Genomic DNA, 21,000 nt, shown 5'->3' with positions numbered 1-21,000 from the left:
CGCGGACCAAGCCACACGGCTTATAGGGTCGGAGTATGACGAACGCAGAGAAGCGAACTCCCACTCCCATCGACACGATCGCTGAAGAGTGGGTCGACACCCAGCTGGAATTGTTCCCCGAGTACCACGTCTATCTCGGCCGGCCCGGTCGCGAAGGCGAATACGCCGACTACTCGCCTGCGGGCGCGGAGCGGGCGAAGGAGGCCGCCAAGCGCACCCTCGCCGCGATCCGGTCGGCGGAACCGGTCGACGACATCGACCGCGTCACCAAAATGGATCTCGCACGTGAGCTCGAACTCGACATCGAGAAGCACGACGCCGGGTTCGATCAGCGCGATCTCAACGTGATCGCCTCGCCCGCGCAGGGTCTCCGCGAGATCTTCGACCTCGTGCCGACCGACAGCGAACAGGACTGGGTGAACATCTCCAAGCGCCTGCGCAACCTCCCGGCAGCGATGGACGGCTACATCGAGACCCTTCGCTCCGGCGTCGCCAACGGCAATGTGGCCGCCATCCGCCAGGTCCGCGAGGTCGCGGCGCAGGTCGGCAAGCAGACCAGTCCGAACGGGTTCTTCTTCGAATTCACGGAAGGTGCCAAGCCCGCCCGGGGCGAGCTGCCCGCATCCCTCGCCTCCGACCTGGCCGAGGGCGCCCGCGCATCCGCCGAGGCTTACGGCAAGCTGCAGGCGTTCCTCACCGACGAGCTCGCGCAGCACGCCCCCGAGAAAGACGCCGTCGGTCGCGAACACTACGCCCTGGCGTCCCGCTATTTCCTCGGGGCCACCGTCGACCTCGACGAGACCTACGAGTGGGGCATCGAGGAGCTCGCACGGATGGTCGCGGAGCAGGAGTCGATCGCGCGCGAGATCAAGCCGGGAGCGTCCGTCCACGAAGCCATCGCGTTCCTCGACCAGGATCCGAGCAGGAAACTGCAGGGCACGGATGCGCTCCAGAAGTGGATGCAGGAGACCAGCGACCGAGCGGTCGAAGAGCTCGGTCGCTCGCATTTCGACATCCCGACCGAGATCCGCCGGCTCGAGTGCATGATCGCGCCGACCCAGGAAGGCGGCATCTACTACACCCCGCCGACCGACGATTTCGCACGTGCCGGCCGCATGTGGTGGAGCGTCCCCGAAGGTGTCACCGAGTTCGACACCTGGCGCGAACTCACCACCGTCTACCACGAGGGCGTCCCCGGCCATCACTTGCAGATCGCGCAGGCCGTCTACAACAAGGCCCAGCTGAACACGTGGCGCCGCAACGCCGGCACCTCCGGTCACGCCGAGGGCTGGGCGCTCTACGCCGAGCGGCTCATGGAGCAGCTCGGCTACCTCGATGACCCGGCCGACCGGCTCGGGATGCTCGACGGCCAGCGGATGCGCGCCGCCCGCGTCGTCCTCGACATCGGCGTGCACCTCGAGAAGCAGCTGCCCGACGGCTCCGGCCCATGGACCGGCGAATACGCCTTCCAGTTCCTCGGAGACAACGTCAACATGAACGAGGGTTTCGTGCGCTTCGAGGTGAACCGCTACCTCGGATGGCCGGGCCAGGCGCCGTCGTACAAGATCGGCCAGCGCATCTGGGAGCAGCTGCGCGACGAGTACGCCCGCCGTGAAGGGGCCGCGTTCGACATCAAGGCGTTCCACAAGAAGGCGCTCGACATCGGCGGCGTCGGCCTCGACACCCTCAAGTCGGCTCTGCTCGACTGAGGTGGCTGCCGGGTCGCAGGAGGAACGTTCGCCGTACCAGGCGGTGCTCGGCGATGAACTCGCCGAGCTGCATCCGCGGCTGCAAGCGTACTTCAGCGTCATCCCGGCCGGCCATCACGGCTTCGGGCGGGGCGTCTTCGACATGGTCGGGACGCCCCGCCGGTGGCTGTGGCCCGCGCTGGCCGTTCTCAGGCGCGCGGGCGTCGTCTTCCCGGTGTGGCAGCGCGACGTGCCGTTCACGGTCGTCAACCGCCCGGCGGCCGACGGTGCAGGCCCAGCGATCAACGCCGACCGCTTCTTCGCCCTCACCGGGGGCGGCCGGCACATGCGCGACCGTATTGCTGCTGACGGTTCCGGGCTGCACGATCGCCTGGGCTTTCCGGCACGACTCGACACGAGGCTCGAGGCGTCCGTCGTCGGGGGCGCATTGCGGCTCCGGTCGACGCGGGTGACGTTCCTCGCCGGCGCCCTCCGCCTCACGTTCCCACGCCGCCTCGCACCGGTCGTCGAACTGACCGAGAGCTTCGACGACACACTCGGCGCCCAGCGGGTCACCCTCACCGTCAGGGCGCCGCTCCTCGGTACGATCTACCAGTACGCCGGAGCCTTCGACTATGAGATCCGGCCGGGGGAGCCTGCGGGCGAAGGGAAGTGACGCGTGGCCGAACGCATCGTCATCGCCGGTGCATCCGGTTTCATCGGCCGGTATCTGGCGGATGCGTTCCGCGCCGACGGTGCGGACGTCGCCCTGATCGGCCGCGCAGGCCCTGACGCCTCCTGGGGGAACACGGGAGCGATCACCGACCTCCTCGAGGGTGCCGACCTGTTGGTGAACCTCGCCGGAAAGAGCGTCAACTGCCGGTACGGCCCGGCGAACCGCGCAGAGATCCTGCGGTCGCGCGTGGCGACCACACGCGAGCTGGCGGATGCGGTGGCCGGGTGCGAGAATCCGCCCGCCCTCTGGGTGAACGCCTCGACCGCCACGATCTACCGCCACGCGGAGGACCGCCCGATGACAGAGTCGACCGGTGAGTTCGGCACCGGCTTCTCGGTGGGCATCGCGACCGAGTGGGAGCGCACATTCTTCGCCGCCGACCTGCCGGCGACGCGCCGGGTCGCGCTTCGGATGGCGATCGTGCTGGGCGACGGCAGCGCCCTCCTTCCGCTCATCCGGCTCGCGCGGTTCGGTCTGGGCGGCCCGCAGCTCGACGGGCGCTGGTTCTCCACCCGTGCACGCCGTGACGCGGGCACCTTCCACGAGTTCCGCGCCCGGGGCGGTCGCCAGAGGTTCAGCTGGATCCACATCCGCGACGTGTACGGCATCATCCGTTTCCTGCAGGCGCGCACAGGCCTCGACGGCGTCGTGAATGCTGCGTCACCGCATCCGACGGACAACCGGACCTTCATGGCCACGCTGCGCCGCGTGCTGGGAATTCGGGTGGGCCTTCCGGCGTTCAGGTGGATGCTGGAGCTCGGCTCCGCCGCGATCCGCACGGAGACCGAACTGGTGCTGAAGAGCCGCTGGGTGGTCCCCGAACGGTTGACGGATGCGGGCTACGAATTCGCGTTCCCCGACCTCGAGCCCGCGCTGCGGGACATCGTCGGGGCGCGCAGCTTGCCGGAGACCGTCGCCGCCAGCTAAGCTAGACCGTCACCTTTGTGACGTCCTATCCGCCTGCCTTTCGCGGAAATCAAATACTGCAGTACCCCGCGAACGGCCTGAACTATGTCCATACTGGAGCACTTACTACATGACAATCGCAACGACCGACAAGGCGCCGAAGCAGGTCGCCGTCAATGACATCGGATCTGCTGAAGACTTTCTCGCCGCGGTCGAAAAGACGCTGAAGTTCTTCAACGACGGAGACCTCATCGAGGGTACCGTCGTCAAGATCGACCGCGACGAGGTTCTCCTCGACGTCGGCTACAAGACCGAGGGTGTCATCCCCTCCCGCGAACTTTCCATCAAGCACGACGTGGACCCGAGCGAGGTCGTCCAGGTCGGCGACACCGTCGAGGCACTCGTTCTCCAGAAGGAGGACAAGGAAGGCCGCCTCATCCTGTCGAAGAAGCGCGCTCAGTACGAGCGTGCGTGGGGCGACGTCGAGAAGATCAAGGATGCCGACGGAGTCGTCACCGGAACGGTCATCGAGGTCGTCAAGGGCGGTCTCATCGTCGACATCGGCCTCCGCGGCTTCCTCCCGGCTTCGCTCATCGAGCTCCGCCGCGTGCGCGACCTCACGCCGTACCTCGGCCAGGAGATCGAGGCGAAGATCCTCGAGCTCGACAAGAACCGCAACAACGTGGTCCTGTCGCGCCGCGCGCTGCTCGAGCAGACGCAGTCCGAGAGCCGCACGACGTTCCTCAACAACCTCCAGAAGGGCCAGGTCCGCAAGGGCGTCGTCTCGTCGATCGTCAACTTCGGTGCGTTCGTCGACCTCGGCGGCGTCGACGGTCTCGTGCACGTCTCGGAGCTGTCGTGGAAGCACATCGAGCACGCCTCCGAGGTCGTCGAGGTGGGCCAGGAAGTCACCGTCGAGATCCTCGAGGTCGACCTGGACCGCGAGCGCGTCTCGCTGTCGCTCAAGGCGACCCAGGAGGACCCGTGGCAGGTCTTCGCCCGCACCCACGCCATCGGCCAGGTCGCACCGGGCAAGGTCACGAAGCTCGTTCCGTTCGGCGCGTTCGTGCGCGTCGCAGACGGCATCGAGGGCCTCGTCCACATCTCGGAGCTGTCTGGCAAGCACGTCGAGCTCGCCGAGCAGGTCGTGTCGGTCGGCGACGAGGTCTTCGTCAAGGTCATCGACATCGACCTGGAGCGTCGCCGCATCTCGCTTTCGCTGAAGCAGGCGAACGAGGGCGTCGACCCCGAGGGCACCGAGTTCGACCCGGCGCTGTACGGCATGCTCACGGAGTACGACGAGCAGGGCAACTACAAGTACCCGGAGGGCTTCGACCCCGAGACGAACGAGTGGCGCGAAGGCTTCGAGGCCCAGCGCGAGAAGTGGGAGCAGGAGTACGCTGCAGCCCAGGCTCGCTGGGAGGCCCACAAGAAGCAGGTCGCCAAGGGTCTCGAAGAGGCCGCTGCCGAAGGCACTGCCGCGTCGGGTGGTTCGACGTTCACGAGCGAGCCCGCTTCGGCCGGCACCCTCGCCGACGACGAGTCGCTTGCGGCTCTGCGTGAGAAGCTCTCGAGCAACTCCTAAGCAGTCGATCACCGGAACGGCCGGGTCCTTCGGGGCCCGGCCGTTCCGGCATTAAGCGGCAGGCGGGTGGCCCTAGCATGGAGGGGTGCAGCTGATTGGTCTCACGGGCGGGATCGCGTCCGGCAAGTCGACGGTGGCCAGGCGCCTTGCGGAACGCGGAGCAGTGGCGGTGGATGCGGACCAGATCGCGCGCGAGGTGGTCGAACCGGGCACCCCGGCGCTTGCGGAGATCGCACAGACCTTCGGCGATGGTGTTCTGAACGCAGACGGCAGCCTCAATCGAGCCGCGCTTGGCGCGATCGTGTTCAGCGACGAGTCGTCCCGTCTCCGGCTCAACGCGATCACGCATCCGGCCGTTCTCCGACGGTCGACCGAGCGTTTCGAGGAGGCACGGCGTGCGAATCCGGACGCCGTGATCGTCTACGACGTGCCGCTGCTCGTCGAGACCGCCAACGCCTATCCGTTCGATCTCATCGTCGTAGCGCACGCGGACGCCGAGACGCGCATCCGGCGTCTCGTCGAGCTGCGCGGGATGGCGGCGGACGAGGCGACGCGGCGCATCCGTTCGCAGGCGTCCGACGAGGAGCGGCTCGCCGTGGCCGACGTCGTCATCGACACGGACGGAAGTCTGGAGCACACGCTCGAGCAGGCGGATGCGCTCTGGGAGCGGCTGACCACCGCCTGACCCGGCGGCACCGGTAACCCTCTTTCGCCGAGAGCGCACACCTGACCCGATGTCGGCGGCGTTCCTTAGACTTGGGGCTATGGAAACGACTCGCGCTGTCCGCCCGTTCGAGGTCATCAGCGAGTACAAGCCGAGCGGTGATCAGCCGCAGGCCATCGCCGAACTCACCGCCAGAATCAACGCCGGCGAGACCGATGTGGTGCTGCTCGGCGCCACGGGCACCGGCAAGTCCGCGACGACGGCCTGGCTCATCGAGGCCGTACAGCGGCCGACGCTCGTCCTCGCGCACAACAAGACCCTCGCCGCCCAGCTCGCCACGGAATTCCGCGAGCTGCTCCCGAACAATGCGATCGAGTACTTCGTCTCGTATTACGACTACTACCAGCCCGAGGCGTACGTACCGCAGACCGACACGTTCATCGAGAAGGACTCGTCGATCAACGCGGAGGTCGAGCGACTGCGACACTCGACGACCAACTCGCTCCTCAGCCGGCGCGATGTCGTCGTCGTCTCGACGGTCTCGTGCATCTACGGTCTCGGCGCGGCCGAAGAGTACCTCGGCGCGATGGCGGCCCTGCAGGTCGGCGACAACGTCGGGCGTGACGCGCTCATCCGCAAGTTCGTCGGCATGCAGTACGAGCGCAACGACGTCGACTTCTCGCGCGGCAAGTTCCGCGTGCGCGGCGACACGATCGAGATCATCCCGGTCTACGAGGAGCACGCCGTGCGCATCGAGCTGTTCGGCGACGAGATCGAGGCGCTCTACGCCCTGCATCCGCTGACCGGCGAGATCATCAACCGCATGGATGCGGTGTCGGTCTTCCCGGCGACCCACTATGCCGCCAGCCCCGCGACCATGCAGCGGGCGATCGGCACCATCCAGACCGAACTCCACGATCGGCTCGTCGAGCTGGAGCGCGAGGGCAAACTGCTCGAGGCGCAGCGGCTGAGGATGCGCACGAGCTTCGACATCGAGATGATGGAGCAGATCGGCTTCTGCTCGGGCATCGAGAACTATTCGCGGCACATCGACGGCCGGCAGCCCGGCGAGGCGCCGAACTGCCTGCTCGACTACTTCCCCGACGACTTCCTCGTCGTGATCGACGAGTCCCACGTGACGGTTCCGCAGATCGGGGCGATGTACGAAGGGGACTCGTCGCGCAAGCGCACGCTCGTCGAGCACGGATTCCGCCTGCCGAGCGCTCTGGACAACCGACCACTCAAGTGGAACGAGTTCAAGGAGCGCGTCGGCCAGACGGTCTACCTCTCTGCCACGCCGGGCCGGTACGAGATGGGCATCGCCGACGGTGTGGTCGAGCAGATCATCCGGCCGACGGGCCTGATCGACCCTGAGATCGTCGTCAAGCCGACCAAGGGGCAGATCGACGACCTGCTCGAGGAGATCCGCGTGAGGGCGGAACGGGACGAGCGCGTGCTCGTGACCACGCTGACCAAGAAGATGGCGGAAGAGCTCACCGACTTCCTCGCCGAGGCGGGCGTGCGGGTTCGCTACCTGCACTCCGACGTGGACACGCTGCGGCGCGTCGAGCTCCTGACCGAGTTGCGCGCCGGCGTCTACGACGTTCTCGTGGGCATCAACCTGCTCCGAGAAGGCCTGGACCTGCCTGAGGTCTCGCTCGTCGCGATCCTCGACGCAGACAAGGAGGGCTTCCTGCGGTCGTCCACGTCGCTCATCCAGACGATCGGCCGCGCGGCGCGCAACGTGTCCGGTCAGGTGCACATGTACGCCGACGTGCTCACGGATTCGATGAAGCAGGCCATCGAGGAGACGACGCGTCGCCGTGAGAAGCAGGTCGAATACAACACGGTCAATGGCATCGACCCCACGCCCCTCCGCAAGCGCATCGCCGATATCACCGACATTCTGGCGCGCGAAGAGGCTGACACCGCGGCAATCCTGGCCGGACGCGAACAGCGCCGGAAGAGCCCCGTCCCCAACCTGCGGCGCGAAGGCATCGCCGCAGCCGGTGCCAACGAGCTGGAGTCGCTGATCGCCGACCTCAACGAGCAGATGCTCCAGGCGGCCGGCGAACTGAAGTTCGAACTCGCGGCGAGGCTGCGAGACGAACTCTCCGACCTCAAGCACGATCTCCGCCAGATGGAGAAAGCCGGACATCTGGGCTGATTCAGGCACCGGCGGTACGGTGAACGAGTGAGCGTCGCCGTCGCGTCGGCGAGCACGACCGGCAATCGAGGCGGGTGAGGCGAGGCGGATGAAGCAGCGGACCGTCCTCGTCGTGTGCGTGGTGCTCGGGATCACGCTCCTGGCAGGCATCCTTCTCCAGGGGCCGGCCACGTTCTCGGGCATCCGGTGGGTTCCGGACTGGACGCAGCCGACGGTGTCACCGCATCCTGAACCGGCCCCCACTGCCGAATCGGGTACGCGCAGTTCGCATCCTGGGCTGCCGTTCGTCATCGACGGCACGCCTCTGCTATGGATTGCCATCGCCGCCTTGATCGTCCTCGCCGGGCTCCTGCTCGGAAGAATGCTCCGGAGGCGGCAGGCGTCCGGCCGGCCGCTCGACAGCGCCCGACTGCTCGACGCGGGCCCCGCAAGCGAACCGGAACCGCCATCCGCTCCCGACGCCCCCGCTCTCCAGCGCGGATTCGACCGCGCGCTGACGACGCTCTCGGAGGATCGTCTGCCCCGCGATGCGATCGAGCGGGCCTGGCTCGGCCTGCAGGAGGCCGCCGAAGAGTCCGGGGTCCAGCGACGTGCGGCGGAGACGCCGGCGGAGTTCACGCAGCGCGTGCTGGCCCGGGTGCACGCAGACGACGATGCCGCACGCACGCTGCTCGACCTCTACCTGCGGGTCCGGTTCGGGGACACACCCGTGACCGAACTCGACGTGTCCGTCGCCCGCCGCTCGCTCGAGCGGCTCGCAGCGTCATGGGAAGGCGTGCCCGGCGCGACCCGACCGCTCGGGGAGGGGAGTGCATCATGACCGAACAGTCGCCCCGCCGCCTGCTCCTCCGGCCTCCGCTCCGCGGACGGCTGATCGTCTGCGTCCTGCTCGGCGGGGGTACAGGGCTCGTCGCCTGGTATTTCGGAATGGATGTCGCGCACGCTGTTGCGCTCGGGCTGGTCGTCGCGGTGGTTGCAGGCGTACTCGGCGCCGTCCCCGAGCATCGCCCGGCCGACTGGATGCGCGAGCGGACTCCCATCGAGAGCGGCATCCGGCGTGACGTGAACCACTTGTCCTGGTCGCTCCACTCGCGGTCAGGAGCGGTAGCGGCATCCGCCTTCCGGCGCGTGCGCGACCTGGCGAGGAGTATTCTCGCCCGGCACGAACTCGACCTCGAGGAGCCCGCCGACGCAGCCGCGATCGAACACCTCCTGGGCAGCGAAGCCTGGAACACGATCCGCCCCGGTGAGCGGCCCCTGCCCCAGCTCACGGCAGTCGAGGCGACACTCGACGCTCTGCGCGGCCTCGACGTCCGCACCCCTGAGACCGCAAGCCGTACCGAGGAGCCCCGATGATCGTCGACCCCGCAACGACCGACCGGCCGCGCCCCCTGCCCGTGCGGGAGGTGGCGACACTGGCCGAGGCGATCCTCGACCGGGTGTCGACGGTGGTCGTCGGCATGCGAGAGCCGCTCGAACTGGCCCTGGCGACCATCCTCGCCGGCGGCCACGTCCTCTTCGAGGACGTCCCGGGCCTCGGGAAGACGCTCGCGGCCCGGAGCCTGGCGACCGCGATCGGACTCGAGTTCCGTCGGCTGCAGTGCACGCCGGATCTCCTGCCGGCCGACATCACCGGGTCATTCGTGTATGCGCCGGCCGAAGCCGATTTCGTGTTCCGACCCGGACCGGTGTTCACCGGTCTCTTCCTCGCCGACGAGATCAACCGCACCTCGCCGAAGACGCAGTCGGCGCTGCTCGAGGCGATGGCCGAAGGGCAGGTGACCGTGGAGGGCCGGAGCTTTCCGCTGCCCGTACCCTTCCACGTGATCGCCACCTCGAACCCGATCGAGTACGAAGGGACCTACGCACTGCCTGAGGCCCAGCTCGACCGGTTCATGGTGCGCCTCGCTGTCGGCTATCCCGATACGGCGGGCGAGAGCCGGGTGCTGCTCGCGCGCATCGCGCGGCACCAGGAGCGCGCGGTGATCGAGCCCGTCGTCACCGCGGAGACGCTGCGCGCGATGCAGACCGGTGTCGAACATGTGGACGTCGATCCGGATATCGCCGCCTACTGCGTCGCCCTCGCGGCCGCGACGCGACATCATCGGTCCGTGCAGGTGGGCGCATCCCCGCGCGGCTCGCAGAGCCTTCTCCTGGTGGCCCGCGCGAAGGCCGTGATGGCTGGGCGCGACTTCGTCATCCCCGACGACGTGAAGGCCGTCGCCGTCCCCGTGCTCGCCCACCGCCTCTCGCTGACCGTCCAGGCCTGGACCGGAGGAGTACAGCCCACCCAGATCGTGACCGAGCTCGTCAACACGGTCGCGGGGCCGCCGGTCGTCGGAACCAGGGCCCCGGGGCGGACCGCGAGCTGACCATGGACGAGACCGGCGCCGCGCGGACTCCCGAGCAGGGACCTGCGCCACCTGCACCCCCCACGAGCGTGTCCAGCCACGGATGGTCGATGAGCGCGGCGGTGTCCGGCGGCATCGTCGTCGCCCTGATCTGCCTCGGGATGGCCCTGGCCGTCGCGAACGTCGAACTCGCCCTGGTCGGCCTTCCGCTCGCCGTTGCGGCAGCGCTCGCCTGGGACAGGCGACCGCCGTCCCGGACACCATCGAGGTTCACCTCCGCGACGAAGCGCGGCCGCGAACGCACGTCCCTCGACTACACGATCGGGATCACGGCGGGAAACGGCCTGGACGCCGTACATGTGCGGCTGAGAACCCTCGGTGCGCGCGAGCGGGACTACCTCGTCGCGCCGGCGACGGCCGCCGCGCTCCGGGGCACCATCCCGGTCCTGCACTCCGGTCCGCAGCGGTTCGTGGAGACGCGGTACCGGCTGATCGGAGCGGATGCGGCCTTCCTGTCGGACCCGACGCTGCCGCTCTTCACCGAACGGGTCGTCGAACCGCCGTACACGGCGCCGCGGAGTCTTCCGCTGCCTGAGCGGCTGACCGGACTGACCGGACCTCATGATTCGTCCCGTCCGGGCGCGGGCGGCGAATTCCGCGACATCGACCGTTTCACGAGTGGCGACCGCCTGCGGCGCATCGACTGGCGGGCTACGGCGCGGCGTGCGCAGGCGCCGGGGGAGCTGTACGTGCGTCGCACGACGGCGACCTCGGATGCGGCCATCCTGATCGTCCTCGACAGCAGGGACGACGTGACCGACGGAGTGTCGGAATGGAGCAGCGGCGCACCGCGCAACAGGGGGGTCAGCTCCCTGGATCTCGCCCGTGAGGGGGCGAGCTCTCTTGCCGCCGGCTACATCCGGTCGGGCGACCGCGTCGGCTTCCACGACCTCGCGACCCAGACCCGCGCGCTCCGGCCCGGAGGAGGAGCGCGGCACCTCTACCGGCTCCTGGACGCCATCGCGCGCACGCGTCCGTCGGGCTACGCATCTGACCGGGTGCGCGCGCCGCAGGTCGTCCCCGGTGCGGAGATCATCGTCTTCTCGACGTTCCTCGATGACGAGGCCGCGCATCTCGCACTGCTCTGGCGGGCATCCGGGCACCGCGTCATCGGTGTCGACGCGCTTCCGAACCCGGTGACCACCGGACTGGTCAGACGCGAACTCGTCGCCTTCCGGATCGTGACGATGGAGCGCGACGAGCGGCTTCATCGTCTGCGAGCGGCGGGGATCGACGTGGTCCGCTGGGAGCGCTCCGCCGACCATCCGGATCGCGAAGCGGTGCTGCGGATCCTGAGCCGGCCGCGAGGTGTCCGATGACCTCGGAACCGACCACGCTCGAACCGGGTGCGGCCCACCTTGCAACCGGAGCCCCGGTCATCGGCGCGCACCTCCCCGGCTGGGCGCTGCGGGCCGTCTTCCTCCTCGTGGCGGTGAGCCTGGGGGTCGCCGAGGGGACGTCGGCGTTCTGGAGCGGTGTCGTCATCCTGCTCGCCGCCGCAGCCGTCGCCGTGCCGCGCTGGATGACGGCCTGGGTGATGCTCGTGGTGCTCGCCGGAACCGTGCTCACGCGCCAGCCCGAGCCGCTCGACTGGCACCCGTACGTCCTGGTGGCGGGCGTGCACGCAGAGCACGTGCTCGCCTCGTGGATGCTCGTGGCGCCACCGCTGTCGAGGGTCCAGTTCCGTGCACTCGCGCCGTCCGCCGTCCGCTATGCCGCGATCCAGGTGCCCACTCAGCTGCTCATCGCGGCGACACTCTGGCTGGCCTCCGCGACAGCGCCGAGCGCTGCGCTCCCGGCCATCGCTGTCGTCGCGGCGGGCGCACTCGCGGCGCTGGCGTTCATCCTCCTCGGACCGCTTCTGCGGGAGCGGCGACCCTGATCGCTCCGATGTCGGAGGGGTGGCTTAGACTCGCCGCGTAGGGGCGCACAGCGCGACAGGGGAGCGCTACAATCGAAGATATGTTCGACTGCGGTGTACTCGGACAACCGGGGTGGGGGCGCACCGCGCGGTCGGGGCGACTGTCGCCGAGAGCGAACGTGGATCGCCACGTCGCACGAATAGCGGAGAATTGATCGAGTGAGTATCAACCAGGTGACCGGATCGCACCTCAGTGTGCGGGGTGCACGAGTGCACAACCTGCACAATGTCGACCTCGAGATCCCGAGGGATTCGCTCGTCGTCTTCACCGGGTTGTCCGGCTCAGGCAAGTCGTCACTGGCCTTCGACACGATCTTCGCCGAGGGCCAGCGACGCTATGTCGAGTCGCTGTCGGCCTATGCGCGTCAGTTCCTCGGGCAGGTCGATCGGCCCGATGTCGACTTCATCGAGGGGCTCAGCCCCGCGGTCTCCATCGACCAGAAGTCCACCAACCGCAACCCGCGGTCGACGGTCGGAACGATCACCGAGATCTACGACTACATGAGGCTGCTGTGGGCGCGCATCGGCGTCCCGCACTGTCCCGTGTGCGGTGAGCCGATCCAGCGGCAGACCGTGCAGCAGATCGCCGACCAGCTCATGGAGCTCGAACCCGGTACGCGGTACCAGATCCTCAGCCCCGTCGTCTCGCAGAAGAAGGGCGAGTTCGTCGACCTGTTCAAAGAGCTGGCCGCCGGCGGCTATTCACGTGCACTGGTCGACGGCGAGCAGATCCAGCTGAGCGATCCGCCCACTCTGAAGAAGCAGTACAAGCACGACATCTCGGTCGTCGTCGACCGACTTGTCGCCGGCCCCGACATCCTCAGCCGGCTGACGGACTCGCTCGAGACGGCACTCCGGCTCACCGACGGGCTCGTCCAGGTCAACTTCGTCGACCTCGAAGGGCCTGGGGCGTGGCGATCGTTCAGCGAGAAGCTGTCGTGCCCGAACGGGCACCCCATCCAGCTCACCGAGATCGAACCACGTACGTTCTCGTTCAACGCTCCGTTCGGTGCATGCCCCGAGTGCTCCGGACTCGGAACCCGCATGTCCGTCGACGAGGCCCTGCTCCTGGCCGACGACGACCTGAGCATCTCCGAGGGCGTCATCGTCCCGTGGACCACGCAGGGCAAAGGGCTCTTCAACTACTACGAGAAACTGCTCGACGGTCTGGCCCGTGACCTCGGGTTCTCCCTCACAACGCCGTGGCGCGACCTGAGCGAAGAGGTCCGCAACGCTGTCATGCGCGGAGACAACTTCGAGGTCAAAGTCCGGTGGAAGAACCGGTACGGCCGCGAGATGAGCTACACCTCGGGTTTCGAGGGCGTCGTCCCCTACATCGAACGGCAGTACATCCAGGCCGACACCGACACGCAGCGCGCACGGTGGGCGGAGTACCTGCGCGAGGTGCCGTGCCCGGTATGCGACGGCAAGCGGCTCAAGCCGGAGGTCCTGGCCGTCCTCATCCACGGAGCGAGCATCGCGGACGCGTCCGAGCTGAGCCTCACCGACGCTCGCGCGTTCATGGACAAGCTGCACCTCACCGATCGGGAGACCAAGATCGCAGCCCAGGTGCTGCGCGAGATCCAGGTCCGGCTCGACTTCCTCATCCAGGTGGGCCTCAACTACCTGAACCTGTCGCGGGCGGCGGCGACGCTCTCGGGCGGCGAGGCGCAGCGCATCCGCCTCGCGACGCAGATCGGGTCGGGCCTCACCGGTGTGCTCTACGTGCTCGACGAGCCGAGCATCGGCCTGCACCAGCGGGACAACCGCCGACTCATCGAGACTCTGGTGGCACTCCGCGACCTCGGCAACACGCTGATCGTCGTCGAGCACGACGAGGACACCATCCGCACGGCGGACTGGATCGTCGACATCGGGCCGGGCGCCGGCGTCAACGGCGGCCATGTGGTCCACTCCGGGTCGTACGACGAACTCCTCGCGAACACGCGATCGCTGACCGGCGACTACCTGGCCGGTCGTCGGGAGATCGAGACACCGGCGATCCGTCGCCCCGTCGACCCCGACCGAATGATCACCGTCGTCGGCGCCGAGGCGAACAACCTCAAGAAGGTCACGGTCGAGTTCCCGCTCGGCACCTTCATCGCGGTCACCGGCGTGAGCGGGTCGGGCAAGTCATCGCTCGTGAACGACATCCTGTATCGCGTGCTCGCCAACCGGCTCAACGGCGCCCGCAAGCTGCCGGGCAGACACGGCAAGGTCACCGGGCTCGACAATCTCGACAAAGTCATCCACGTCGACCAGGCGCCGATCGGGCGCACGCCGCGCTCGAACCCCGCCACGTACACCGGAGTGTTCGACCGCATCCGCACTCTCTTCTCCGAGACGCTGGAGGCGAAGGCCCGGGGCTACCTTCCCGGCCGGTTCTCGTTCAACGTCAAGGGCGGCCGCTGCGAGGCGTGCTCAGGCGACGGGACGATCAAGATCGAGATGAACTTCCTGCCCGACGTGTACGTCGCGTGCGAGGTCTGCGGGGGAGCGCGCTACAACCGCGACACCCTGTCGGTGCACTACAAGGGCAAGAACATCGCCGAGGTCCTCGACATGCCGATCACCGAGGCCGCGGAGTTCTTCCGTCCGATCTCGGCGATCCACCGCTACCTGCAGACGCTCGTCGATGTCGGGCTGGGCTACGTGCGGCTCGGTCAGAGCGCGACGACACTCTCCGGAGGCGAGGCGCAGCGCGTGAAGCTGGCGACCGAGCTGCAGCGCCGGTCGAACGGCCGAAGCGTGTATGTGCTCGACGAGCCGACGACGGGCCTCCACTTCGAAGACGTGCGCAAGCTCCTGCTCGTGCTCAACGGACTGCTCGACAAGGGAAACACCGTGATCGTGATCGAGCACAACCTCGACGTGATCAAGTCCGCCGACTGGGTCATCGACCTGGGGCCGGAGGGCGGTGCGGGAGGCGGTCGGGTCATCGCGACGGGAACACCGGAACAGGTCGCCGAGACGCCGGGCAGCCACACGGGTGTCTTCCTCAAAGAGATCCTCCCGGCGAGCGAGCGCGCCAAAGGCGCCGCGTAGGCTACCGCCGTGGCCGATACCGTCAGCTACCGGCCCAAGGCCGGGGAGATACCGACGCAGCCGGGCGTCTACCGGTTCCGGGATGCGAACCGCCGGGTGCTCTACGTCGGAAAAGCGAAGAACCTGCGCGCTCGCCTGAGCAACTATTTCGCCCCCCTTCACAACCTGCACGATCGCACGCGGAAGATGGTCACGTCGGCATCGTCGGTCGAGTGGACGGTCGTCGCGACCGAGTTCGAGGCGCTCCAGCTCGAGTACACCTGGATCAAAGAGTTCAACCCGCCGTTCAACGTGCAGTTCCGCGACGACAAGACCTACCCGTACCTCGCCGTCACACTCGGTGAAGACGTACCGCGGGTCACCGTCACACGCAACCGCAACATCAAGGATGCCCGCTACTTCGGCCCGTACACGAAGGTCTGGGCGATCCGCGACACGGTCGACCTGATGCTCAAAGCCTTCCCGATGAGGAGCTGCTCGGACGGCGTCTACCGCCGTGCGGAGATCACGGGGCGCCCCTGCCTGCTCGGCGACATCGGCAAGTGCGCCGCACCGTGCGTGGGCCGGGTGACCAAGGACGAGCATCGCGAGATCGCGGAGGACTTCGTCTCGTTCATGGCCGGCAACGACACCCGGTACATCCGCGACCTCACGCACCGGATGAAGGCGGCTGCGAGCACCCAGGACTACGAATCCGCTGCACGGCACCGGGACGCCATCCAGGCACTGGAAGCGGCGATGTCGAAGAGCGCCATCGTGCTGCCCGAGAACGTCGACGCCGACATCTTCGGCATCGCCCACGACGAGCTCGCAGCAGCCGTGCAGCAGTTCATCGTCCGCGGCGGCCGCATCCGAGGTGTGCGCAGCTGGGTGGTCGACAAAGAACTGGATGTGGATCTCGGCGAGCTCGTCGAGATCGTGCTCCAGAACGCCTACGAAGGCGACTCGACACCGCCGCGCGAGATCCTCGTTCCCGAACTCCCGGAGGACGCGGCCGAGCTCGAACTCTGGCTGACCGCCCGGCGGCAGGAGAACGGCGACCCTGCGTCGTCGCGCGGTCCGCTCACGGGACGGGTCGGCATCCGGGTCGCCCAGCGCGGCGACAAGGCCGCCCTTGCGCACACGGTCGAGATGAACGCGAAGAACGCGCTCATCCTGTACAAGACACGGCGCAGTTCGGATTTCGTCGCACGTTCGAAGGCGCTGGGCGACATCCGGGATGCGCTCGGCATGGACGAAGCGCCGCTCCGGATGGAGTGTTACGACGTCTCCCACCTCAGCGGCACGAACATCGTCGCCTCGATGGTCGTGTTCGAGGACGGGCTGCCGCGCAAAGACCAGTACCGCCGGTTCAGCATCCCCGAGTCGACCGATGACACCGAGTCGATCTACCAGGTCATCACCCGGCGCCTCGCGTATCTCCGACCGGGCGGCGAGGACGACGCATCAGAAGGCGACGAACCGGTCCTCGACGAGCTCGACCCCAACGCACTCGGCGACACGGCGCCCGGCGATGAGGCCGTCGACCGCGACCCGCTCGAAGACGAGCTCGCTGCCGCGGCCGAGAAGCGTCGCGCCCGGTTCTCGTACCCGCCCAACCTGCTCATCGTCGACGGCGGGCAGCCCCAGGTCGCGGCGGCGGCCCGGGCTCTCGAAGAATCGGGAGTGCAGGGCATCCAGCTCGCCGGCATCGCCAAGCGTCTCGAGGAGATCTGGCTGCCGGACTCCGACTACCCGGTCATCCTCCCCAGGAACAGCGATGCACTGTTCCTGATCCAGCGCATCCGCGACGAAGCGCACCGCTTCGCGATCACGTACCAGCGTTCCCGGCGCAAGCGCGACATCGGCTCGGTGCTGGGCGAGATCCCCGGGCTCGGACCCTCGCGGGTCAAAGAACTCCTCAAGCATTTCGGCTCGGTCGCCCAACTGAAGAAGGCCTCGCCGGAGCAGATCGCAGAGGTGAAAGGCATCGGACCCTCCCTAGCTGGGGCCATCCATGATCGCCTCGGCACTCGATAGGCTGGAGCCACACCGACCGAGCGGAGGCGCGACGCCCATGACCACCGAGAACGAACAGCAGGAAGTGCTGATCGTCACAGGAATGTCTGGCGCCGGCCGATCAACGGTGGCGAACGCGCTCGAAGATCTCGACTGGTATGTCGTCGACAATCTGCCTCCGCAGATGCTCCGACCGCTCATCGAGCTGGCGAGCCGTGCAGGCTCCACCCTTCCGCGCATCGCCGCGGTGGTCGACGTCCGCGGCCGCAACTTCTTCGCCGACCTGCAGGACATGGTGCAGAGTCTCCGCGACGGAACCAAGGTGCGTGTGCTCTTCCTGGAGGCCACGGATGCGGCCCTCGTGAGGCGCTTCGAAGCCGTTCGGCGGCCGCATCCGCTGCAGGGCGGCGGGACGATCCTCGACGGCATCACCGCCGAGCGCACCCGCCTGCGTGAGATCCGCGAGTCGGCGGACATGATCGTCGACACCTCCGACCTGAACATCCATCAGCTCGCCACCAGCATCACCGAGACCTTCGCAGCGGAGGACACCGCCGGCGTCCAGGTGACCGTCATGAGCTTCGGCTTCAAGTACGGGCTCCCGGCCGACGCCGATCTGGTCTCCGATGCACGGTTCCTTCCGAACCCGTTCTGGATCCCTGCTCTCAGGCCGCTGACCGGGCAGGATGACGAGGTGCGCGACTACGTCCTCGGCCAGCCGGGTGCACGCGAATTCATCGATGCCTATGTGGCCGCGCTGACCCCCGTGCTCGCCGGCTACCAGCGTGAGAACAAACGGCACGCCACGATCGCGGTAGGCTGCACGGGGGGGAAGCACCGTTCCGTGGCGATCGCCGAAGAGCTGGTCACACGCCTGCAGACCCTCCCGGGGGTCGCCGTGAGTGCGAAACATCGTGACCTCGGCCGTGAATGAATCCGGCACGACAAGCTCGGTCTGACGACCGGAAGACAGACATACTCGCTCGCTCACGCGATCGACGCGAAAGATAGGACAACGATTGGCTCTCACCGCCGACGTCAAAGATGAACTCTCGAAGGTCGAGGTCAGCAAGACCACGGTCCGCGCGGCAGAACTGGCGACCATCCTCCGGTTCTCCGGTGGTCTGCACCTGATCTCCGGGCGCATCGCCGTGGAAAGCGAACTCGACACCCCCGAGCTCGCACGACGCGTGCGCAAAGACCTCGCCGAGCTCTACGGCGTCCGCAGCGAGGTCTCGGTCATCTCGGCGTCAGGGCTGCGCCGCACCAGCCAGTACCTCGTCCGCGTCCTCGACGGCGGCGAAACCCTTGCGCGCCAGACCGGACTCCTGGATGCGCGCCGCCGACCCATCCGCGGGCTGCCGAACCGGCTCACCACCGGGTCGCGCGAAGAGCTCGCCGCCGTCTGGCGTGGCGCGTTCCTCGCCCACGGCTCGCTCACCGATCCCGGTCGTTCGGCAGCGCTCGAAGTGACCTGCCCCGGAAACGAATCCGCGATGGCGCTCGTCGGCGCCGCGGGGCGCCTCGGGATCGCGGCGAAGGCCCGCGAGGTGCGTGGGGTTCATCGCGTCGTCATCCGCGACGGCGACGCGATCAGCGCCATGCTCGTGCACATGGGCGCCACCGGCACGGTGCAGAGCTGGGAGCAGCTCCGCCAGCGCCGCGAGGTGCGGGCGACCGCCAACCGCCTGGTGAACTTCGACGACGCCAACCTGCGGCGTTCGGCGCAGGCCGCTGTCGCCGCGTGCGCGCGCGTAGAACGAGCACTCGAGATCCTCGGCGACGACGTTCCCGACCACCTGCGCTACGCCGGCGAGCTCCGCCTCAATTTCCGCGACTCCAGCCTCGACGAGCTCGGCCACCACGCCGACCCGCCCATGACGAAGGATGCCGTCGCCGGCCGCATCCGCCGCCTGCTCGCGATGGCCGACAAGCGCGCTGTCGACCTGGGCATCCCGGGCACGGAGGCCAACCTCCCCGCCGATCTCGACGACGTCTGAGTCAGGCACGATCACCGGGGCTTCTCAAGGGTGAAAGGTGCGCGTTCAGCCACGGCTCCTCCTCACTAGACTGGAAAAGTCGCTCGAAAGCCGCCGCGAATGGATCGCGGTCGGCAACGATATGAGGAGATGAGTAATGGCTGACTACACGCTCGCAGACCTTCCGTACGACTATTCGGCACTTGAACCGAACATCAGCGGTCGGATCATGGAGCTGCACCACGACAAGCATCACAAGGCGTACGTCGACGGTGCCAATACCGCCCTCGCCAAGCTCGCCGAGGCACGCGACGCTGACGACCTCACCTACGTGAACAAACTCCAGAAGGACCTCGCGTTCAACCTGGCCGGTCACGTCAACCACACGGTGTTCTGGAACAACCTCTCACCGGACGGCGGCGACAAGCCGGGTGGCGAGCTGGGTGCCGCGATCGACGAGTTCTTCGGCTCCTACGACAAGTTCCGCGCGCATTTCACCGCCTCCGCGCTCGGGATCCAGGGGTCCGGCTGGTCGATCCTCGCCTGGGATTCCCTGGGCCAGAAGCTGATCATCGAGCAGCTCTACGACCACCAGGGCAACCTGGCGGCCGCGACCATCCCGCTGCTGCTCCTCGACATGTGGGAGCACGCCTTCTACCTCGACTACGTCAACGTCAAGGCCGACTACGTCAAGGCTTTCTGGAACATCACCAACTGGGCGGATGTGGACCTGCGCTTCCGGGCAGCACGCGAAAAGACGTCAGGGCTGCTGCTACTGTCGTAGCGGGAAGGGTGTCCCGGGTGGCCACCGCCCGGGACGCCGCCGTCCGCATTTCAACCCCCATATCCGCGCCGCTCGGCGCTCGTGAGTAACAGGAGACATTTGTGTCCGTAAAGATCGGAATCAACGGGTTCGGTCGCATTGGTCGTAACTTCTTCCGCGCCGCGCTGGCCAAGGGCAGCGACCTCGAGATCGTCGCGGTCAACGACCTCACCGACAACAAGGCCCTGGCGCACCTTCTGAAGTACGACTCGATCACCGGCCGTCTCGACGCGACCGTCGAGCTCGAGGGCGACAAGATCGTCGTCAACGGCAAGCCGATCATCGTTCTCGAAGAGCGCGACCCCGCCAACCTCCCGTGGGCCGAGCTGGGCGTCGACATCGTCATCGAGTCGACCGGCCGCTTCACGAAGTCCGAGGATGCCCGCAAGCACATCGCAGGCGGAGCCAAGAAGGTCATCGTCTCCGCACCGGCCACCGGCGACGACGTCGCCACCATCGTCCTCGGCGTCAACGAGGAGACCTACGACAGCGCGGTCAACGACATCATCTCGAACGCCTCGTGCACCACGAACTGCCTCGCACCGCTCGCCAAGGTGATGCTCGACAACTTCGGCATCGAGCGCGGCCTCATGACCACGGTCCACGCCTACACGGCCGACCAGAACCTGCAGGACGGCCCGCACAGCGACCTCCGCCGTGCCCGCGCCGCAGCAGCGAACATCATCCCGACCTCGACGGGCGCCGCGAAGGCCCTCGGCCTGGTCATCCCGGCTCTCGTCGGCAAGCTCGACGGCTACGCCCTGCGCGTTCCCGTGATCACCGGTTCCATCACCGACCTCACGGTCGAGGTGTCGCGCCCGGTCACCGTCGCCGAGATCAACGCGGCGTACAAGGCTGCTTCGGAGGGCCCGCTCAAGGGAATCCTGAAGTACACAGAGGACCCGATCGTGTCGACCGACATCGTCAGCGACCCGCACTCGTCGATCTTCGACGCAGGTCTGACCAAGGTCATCGGCACGCAGGTCAAGGTGGCATCCTGGTACGACAACGAGTGGGGTTACTCGAACCGCCTGGTCGACCTCACCGAGTACGTCGCAGAGCGCCTCTAACGCAAGG

At 67.6% G+C, this 21,000-nt stretch carries 17 protein-coding genes; all 17 read left to right on the top strand.

What is annotated here, in order from left to right:
• Positions 1-35 precede the first annotated feature (35 nt).
• The 17 genes from G3T36_RS10150 to gap all read left to right on the top strand — a co-directional run bounded on the left by G3T36_RS10150 (position 36) and on the right by gap (position 20,993).
• Positions 36-1,709 (top strand): DUF885 domain-containing protein, encoded by a 1,674-nt coding sequence (locus tag G3T36_RS10150; protein ID WP_163289676.1) that lies wholly within the window; start codon positions 36-38, stop codon positions 1,707-1,709.
• A gap of 1 nt (position 1,710) precedes the next feature.
• On the top strand, positions 1,711-2,364 hold the full coding sequence (locus tag G3T36_RS10145; protein WP_163289675.1) for a DUF4166 domain-containing protein: 654 nt from the start codon (positions 1,711-1,713) through the stop codon (positions 2,362-2,364).
• Positions 2,365-2,367: 3 nt separating this feature from the next.
• Positions 2,368-3,351 (top strand): DUF1731 domain-containing protein, encoded by a 984-nt coding sequence (locus G3T36_RS10140; RefSeq protein WP_163289674.1) that lies wholly within the window; start codon positions 2,368-2,370, stop codon positions 3,349-3,351.
• Positions 3,352-3,460: 109 nt separating this feature from the next.
• Positions 3,461-4,915 carry a 30S ribosomal protein S1 gene (gene rpsA, locus G3T36_RS10135; RefSeq protein ID WP_163289673.1) on the top strand — a complete coding sequence of 485 codons (1,455 nt, stop codon included), beginning with the start codon at positions 3,461-3,463 and terminating at the stop codon, positions 4,913-4,915.
• An 85-nt stretch (positions 4,916-5,000) separates the two neighbouring features.
• Entirely contained in the window at positions 5,001-5,600 is a 600-nt protein-coding gene (gene coaE / locus G3T36_RS10130; protein ID WP_163289672.1) for a dephospho-CoA kinase, read from the top strand.
• A gap of 79 nt (positions 5,601-5,679) precedes the next feature.
• On the top strand, positions 5,680-7,746 hold the full coding sequence (uvrB, locus tag G3T36_RS10125; protein ID WP_163289671.1) for an excinuclease ABC subunit UvrB: 2,067 nt from the start codon (positions 5,680-5,682) through the stop codon (positions 7,744-7,746).
• 88 nt (positions 7,747-7,834) lie between these two features.
• Entirely contained in the window at positions 7,835-8,566 is a 732-nt protein-coding gene (locus G3T36_RS10120; protein WP_163289670.1) for a DUF4129 domain-containing protein, read from the top strand.
• Positions 8,563-9,102 (top strand): hypothetical protein, encoded by a 540-nt coding sequence (locus G3T36_RS10115; protein ID WP_163289669.1) that lies wholly within the window; start codon positions 8,563-8,565, stop codon positions 9,100-9,102. The genes G3T36_RS10120 and G3T36_RS10115 overlap by 4 nt, the downstream gene beginning before the upstream one ends.
• A complete protein-coding gene (locus tag G3T36_RS10110) occupies positions 9,099-10,118 on the top strand; it encodes an AAA family ATPase (RefSeq protein ID WP_163289668.1) in 1,020 nt (339 codons plus the stop codon). Before G3T36_RS10115 ends, G3T36_RS10110 begins: the two co-directional genes overlap by 4 nt.
• An 89-nt stretch (positions 10,119-10,207) precedes the next feature.
• Entirely contained in the window at positions 10,208-11,476 is a 1,269-nt protein-coding gene (locus G3T36_RS10105; protein WP_240148428.1) for a DUF58 domain-containing protein, read from the top strand.
• Complete coding sequence (locus G3T36_RS10100) at positions 11,473-12,039, top strand: hypothetical protein (RefSeq protein ID WP_163289666.1); 567 nt, start codon at positions 11,473-11,475, stop codon at positions 12,037-12,039. The genes G3T36_RS10105 and G3T36_RS10100 overlap by 4 nt, the downstream gene beginning before the upstream one ends.
• 198 nt (positions 12,040-12,237) lie before the next feature.
• Entirely contained in the window at positions 12,238-15,123 is a 2,886-nt protein-coding gene (uvrA, locus tag G3T36_RS10095; protein ID WP_163289665.1) for an excinuclease ABC subunit UvrA, read from the top strand.
• Positions 15,124-15,132: 9 nt separating this feature from the next.
• Positions 15,133-17,142 (top strand): excinuclease ABC subunit UvrC, encoded by a 2,010-nt coding sequence (gene uvrC, locus G3T36_RS10090; protein ID WP_163289664.1) that lies wholly within the window; start codon positions 15,133-15,135, stop codon positions 17,140-17,142.
• A 37-nt stretch (positions 17,143-17,179) separates the two neighbouring features.
• Complete coding sequence (gene rapZ / locus G3T36_RS10085; RefSeq protein ID WP_163289663.1) at positions 17,180-18,055, top strand: RNase adapter RapZ; 876 nt, start codon at positions 17,180-17,182, stop codon at positions 18,053-18,055.
• 85 nt (positions 18,056-18,140) lie between these two features.
• Positions 18,141-19,121: a DNA-binding protein WhiA gene (gene whiA, locus G3T36_RS10080; RefSeq protein ID WP_163289662.1), complete on the top strand. Its 981-nt coding sequence runs from the start codon at positions 18,141-18,143 to the stop codon at positions 19,119-19,121.
• Positions 19,122-19,257: 136 nt separating this feature from the next.
• The gene (locus tag G3T36_RS10075; RefSeq protein ID WP_163289661.1) at positions 19,258-19,884 is read left to right on the top strand and encodes a superoxide dismutase; all 627 of its coding nucleotides are present in this window, start codon (positions 19,258-19,260) and stop codon (positions 19,882-19,884) included.
• A 101-nt stretch (positions 19,885-19,985) separates the two neighbouring features.
• The gene (gap, locus tag G3T36_RS10070; RefSeq protein WP_163289660.1) at positions 19,986-20,993 is read left to right on the top strand and encodes a type I glyceraldehyde-3-phosphate dehydrogenase; all 1,008 of its coding nucleotides are present in this window, start codon (positions 19,986-19,988) and stop codon (positions 20,991-20,993) included.
• Positions 20,994-21,000 lie beyond the last annotated feature (7 nt).

The sequence above is a fragment of the Leifsonia tongyongensis genome (assembly GCF_010686705.1).
GTDB classification, from domain to species: Bacteria; Actinomycetota; Actinomycetes; order Actinomycetales; family Microbacteriaceae; genus Diaminobutyricibacter; species Diaminobutyricibacter tongyongensis.
The sequence above is the reverse complement of the archived record's forward strand: the minus strand, read 5'-3'. Positions and strand labels throughout refer to the sequence as shown.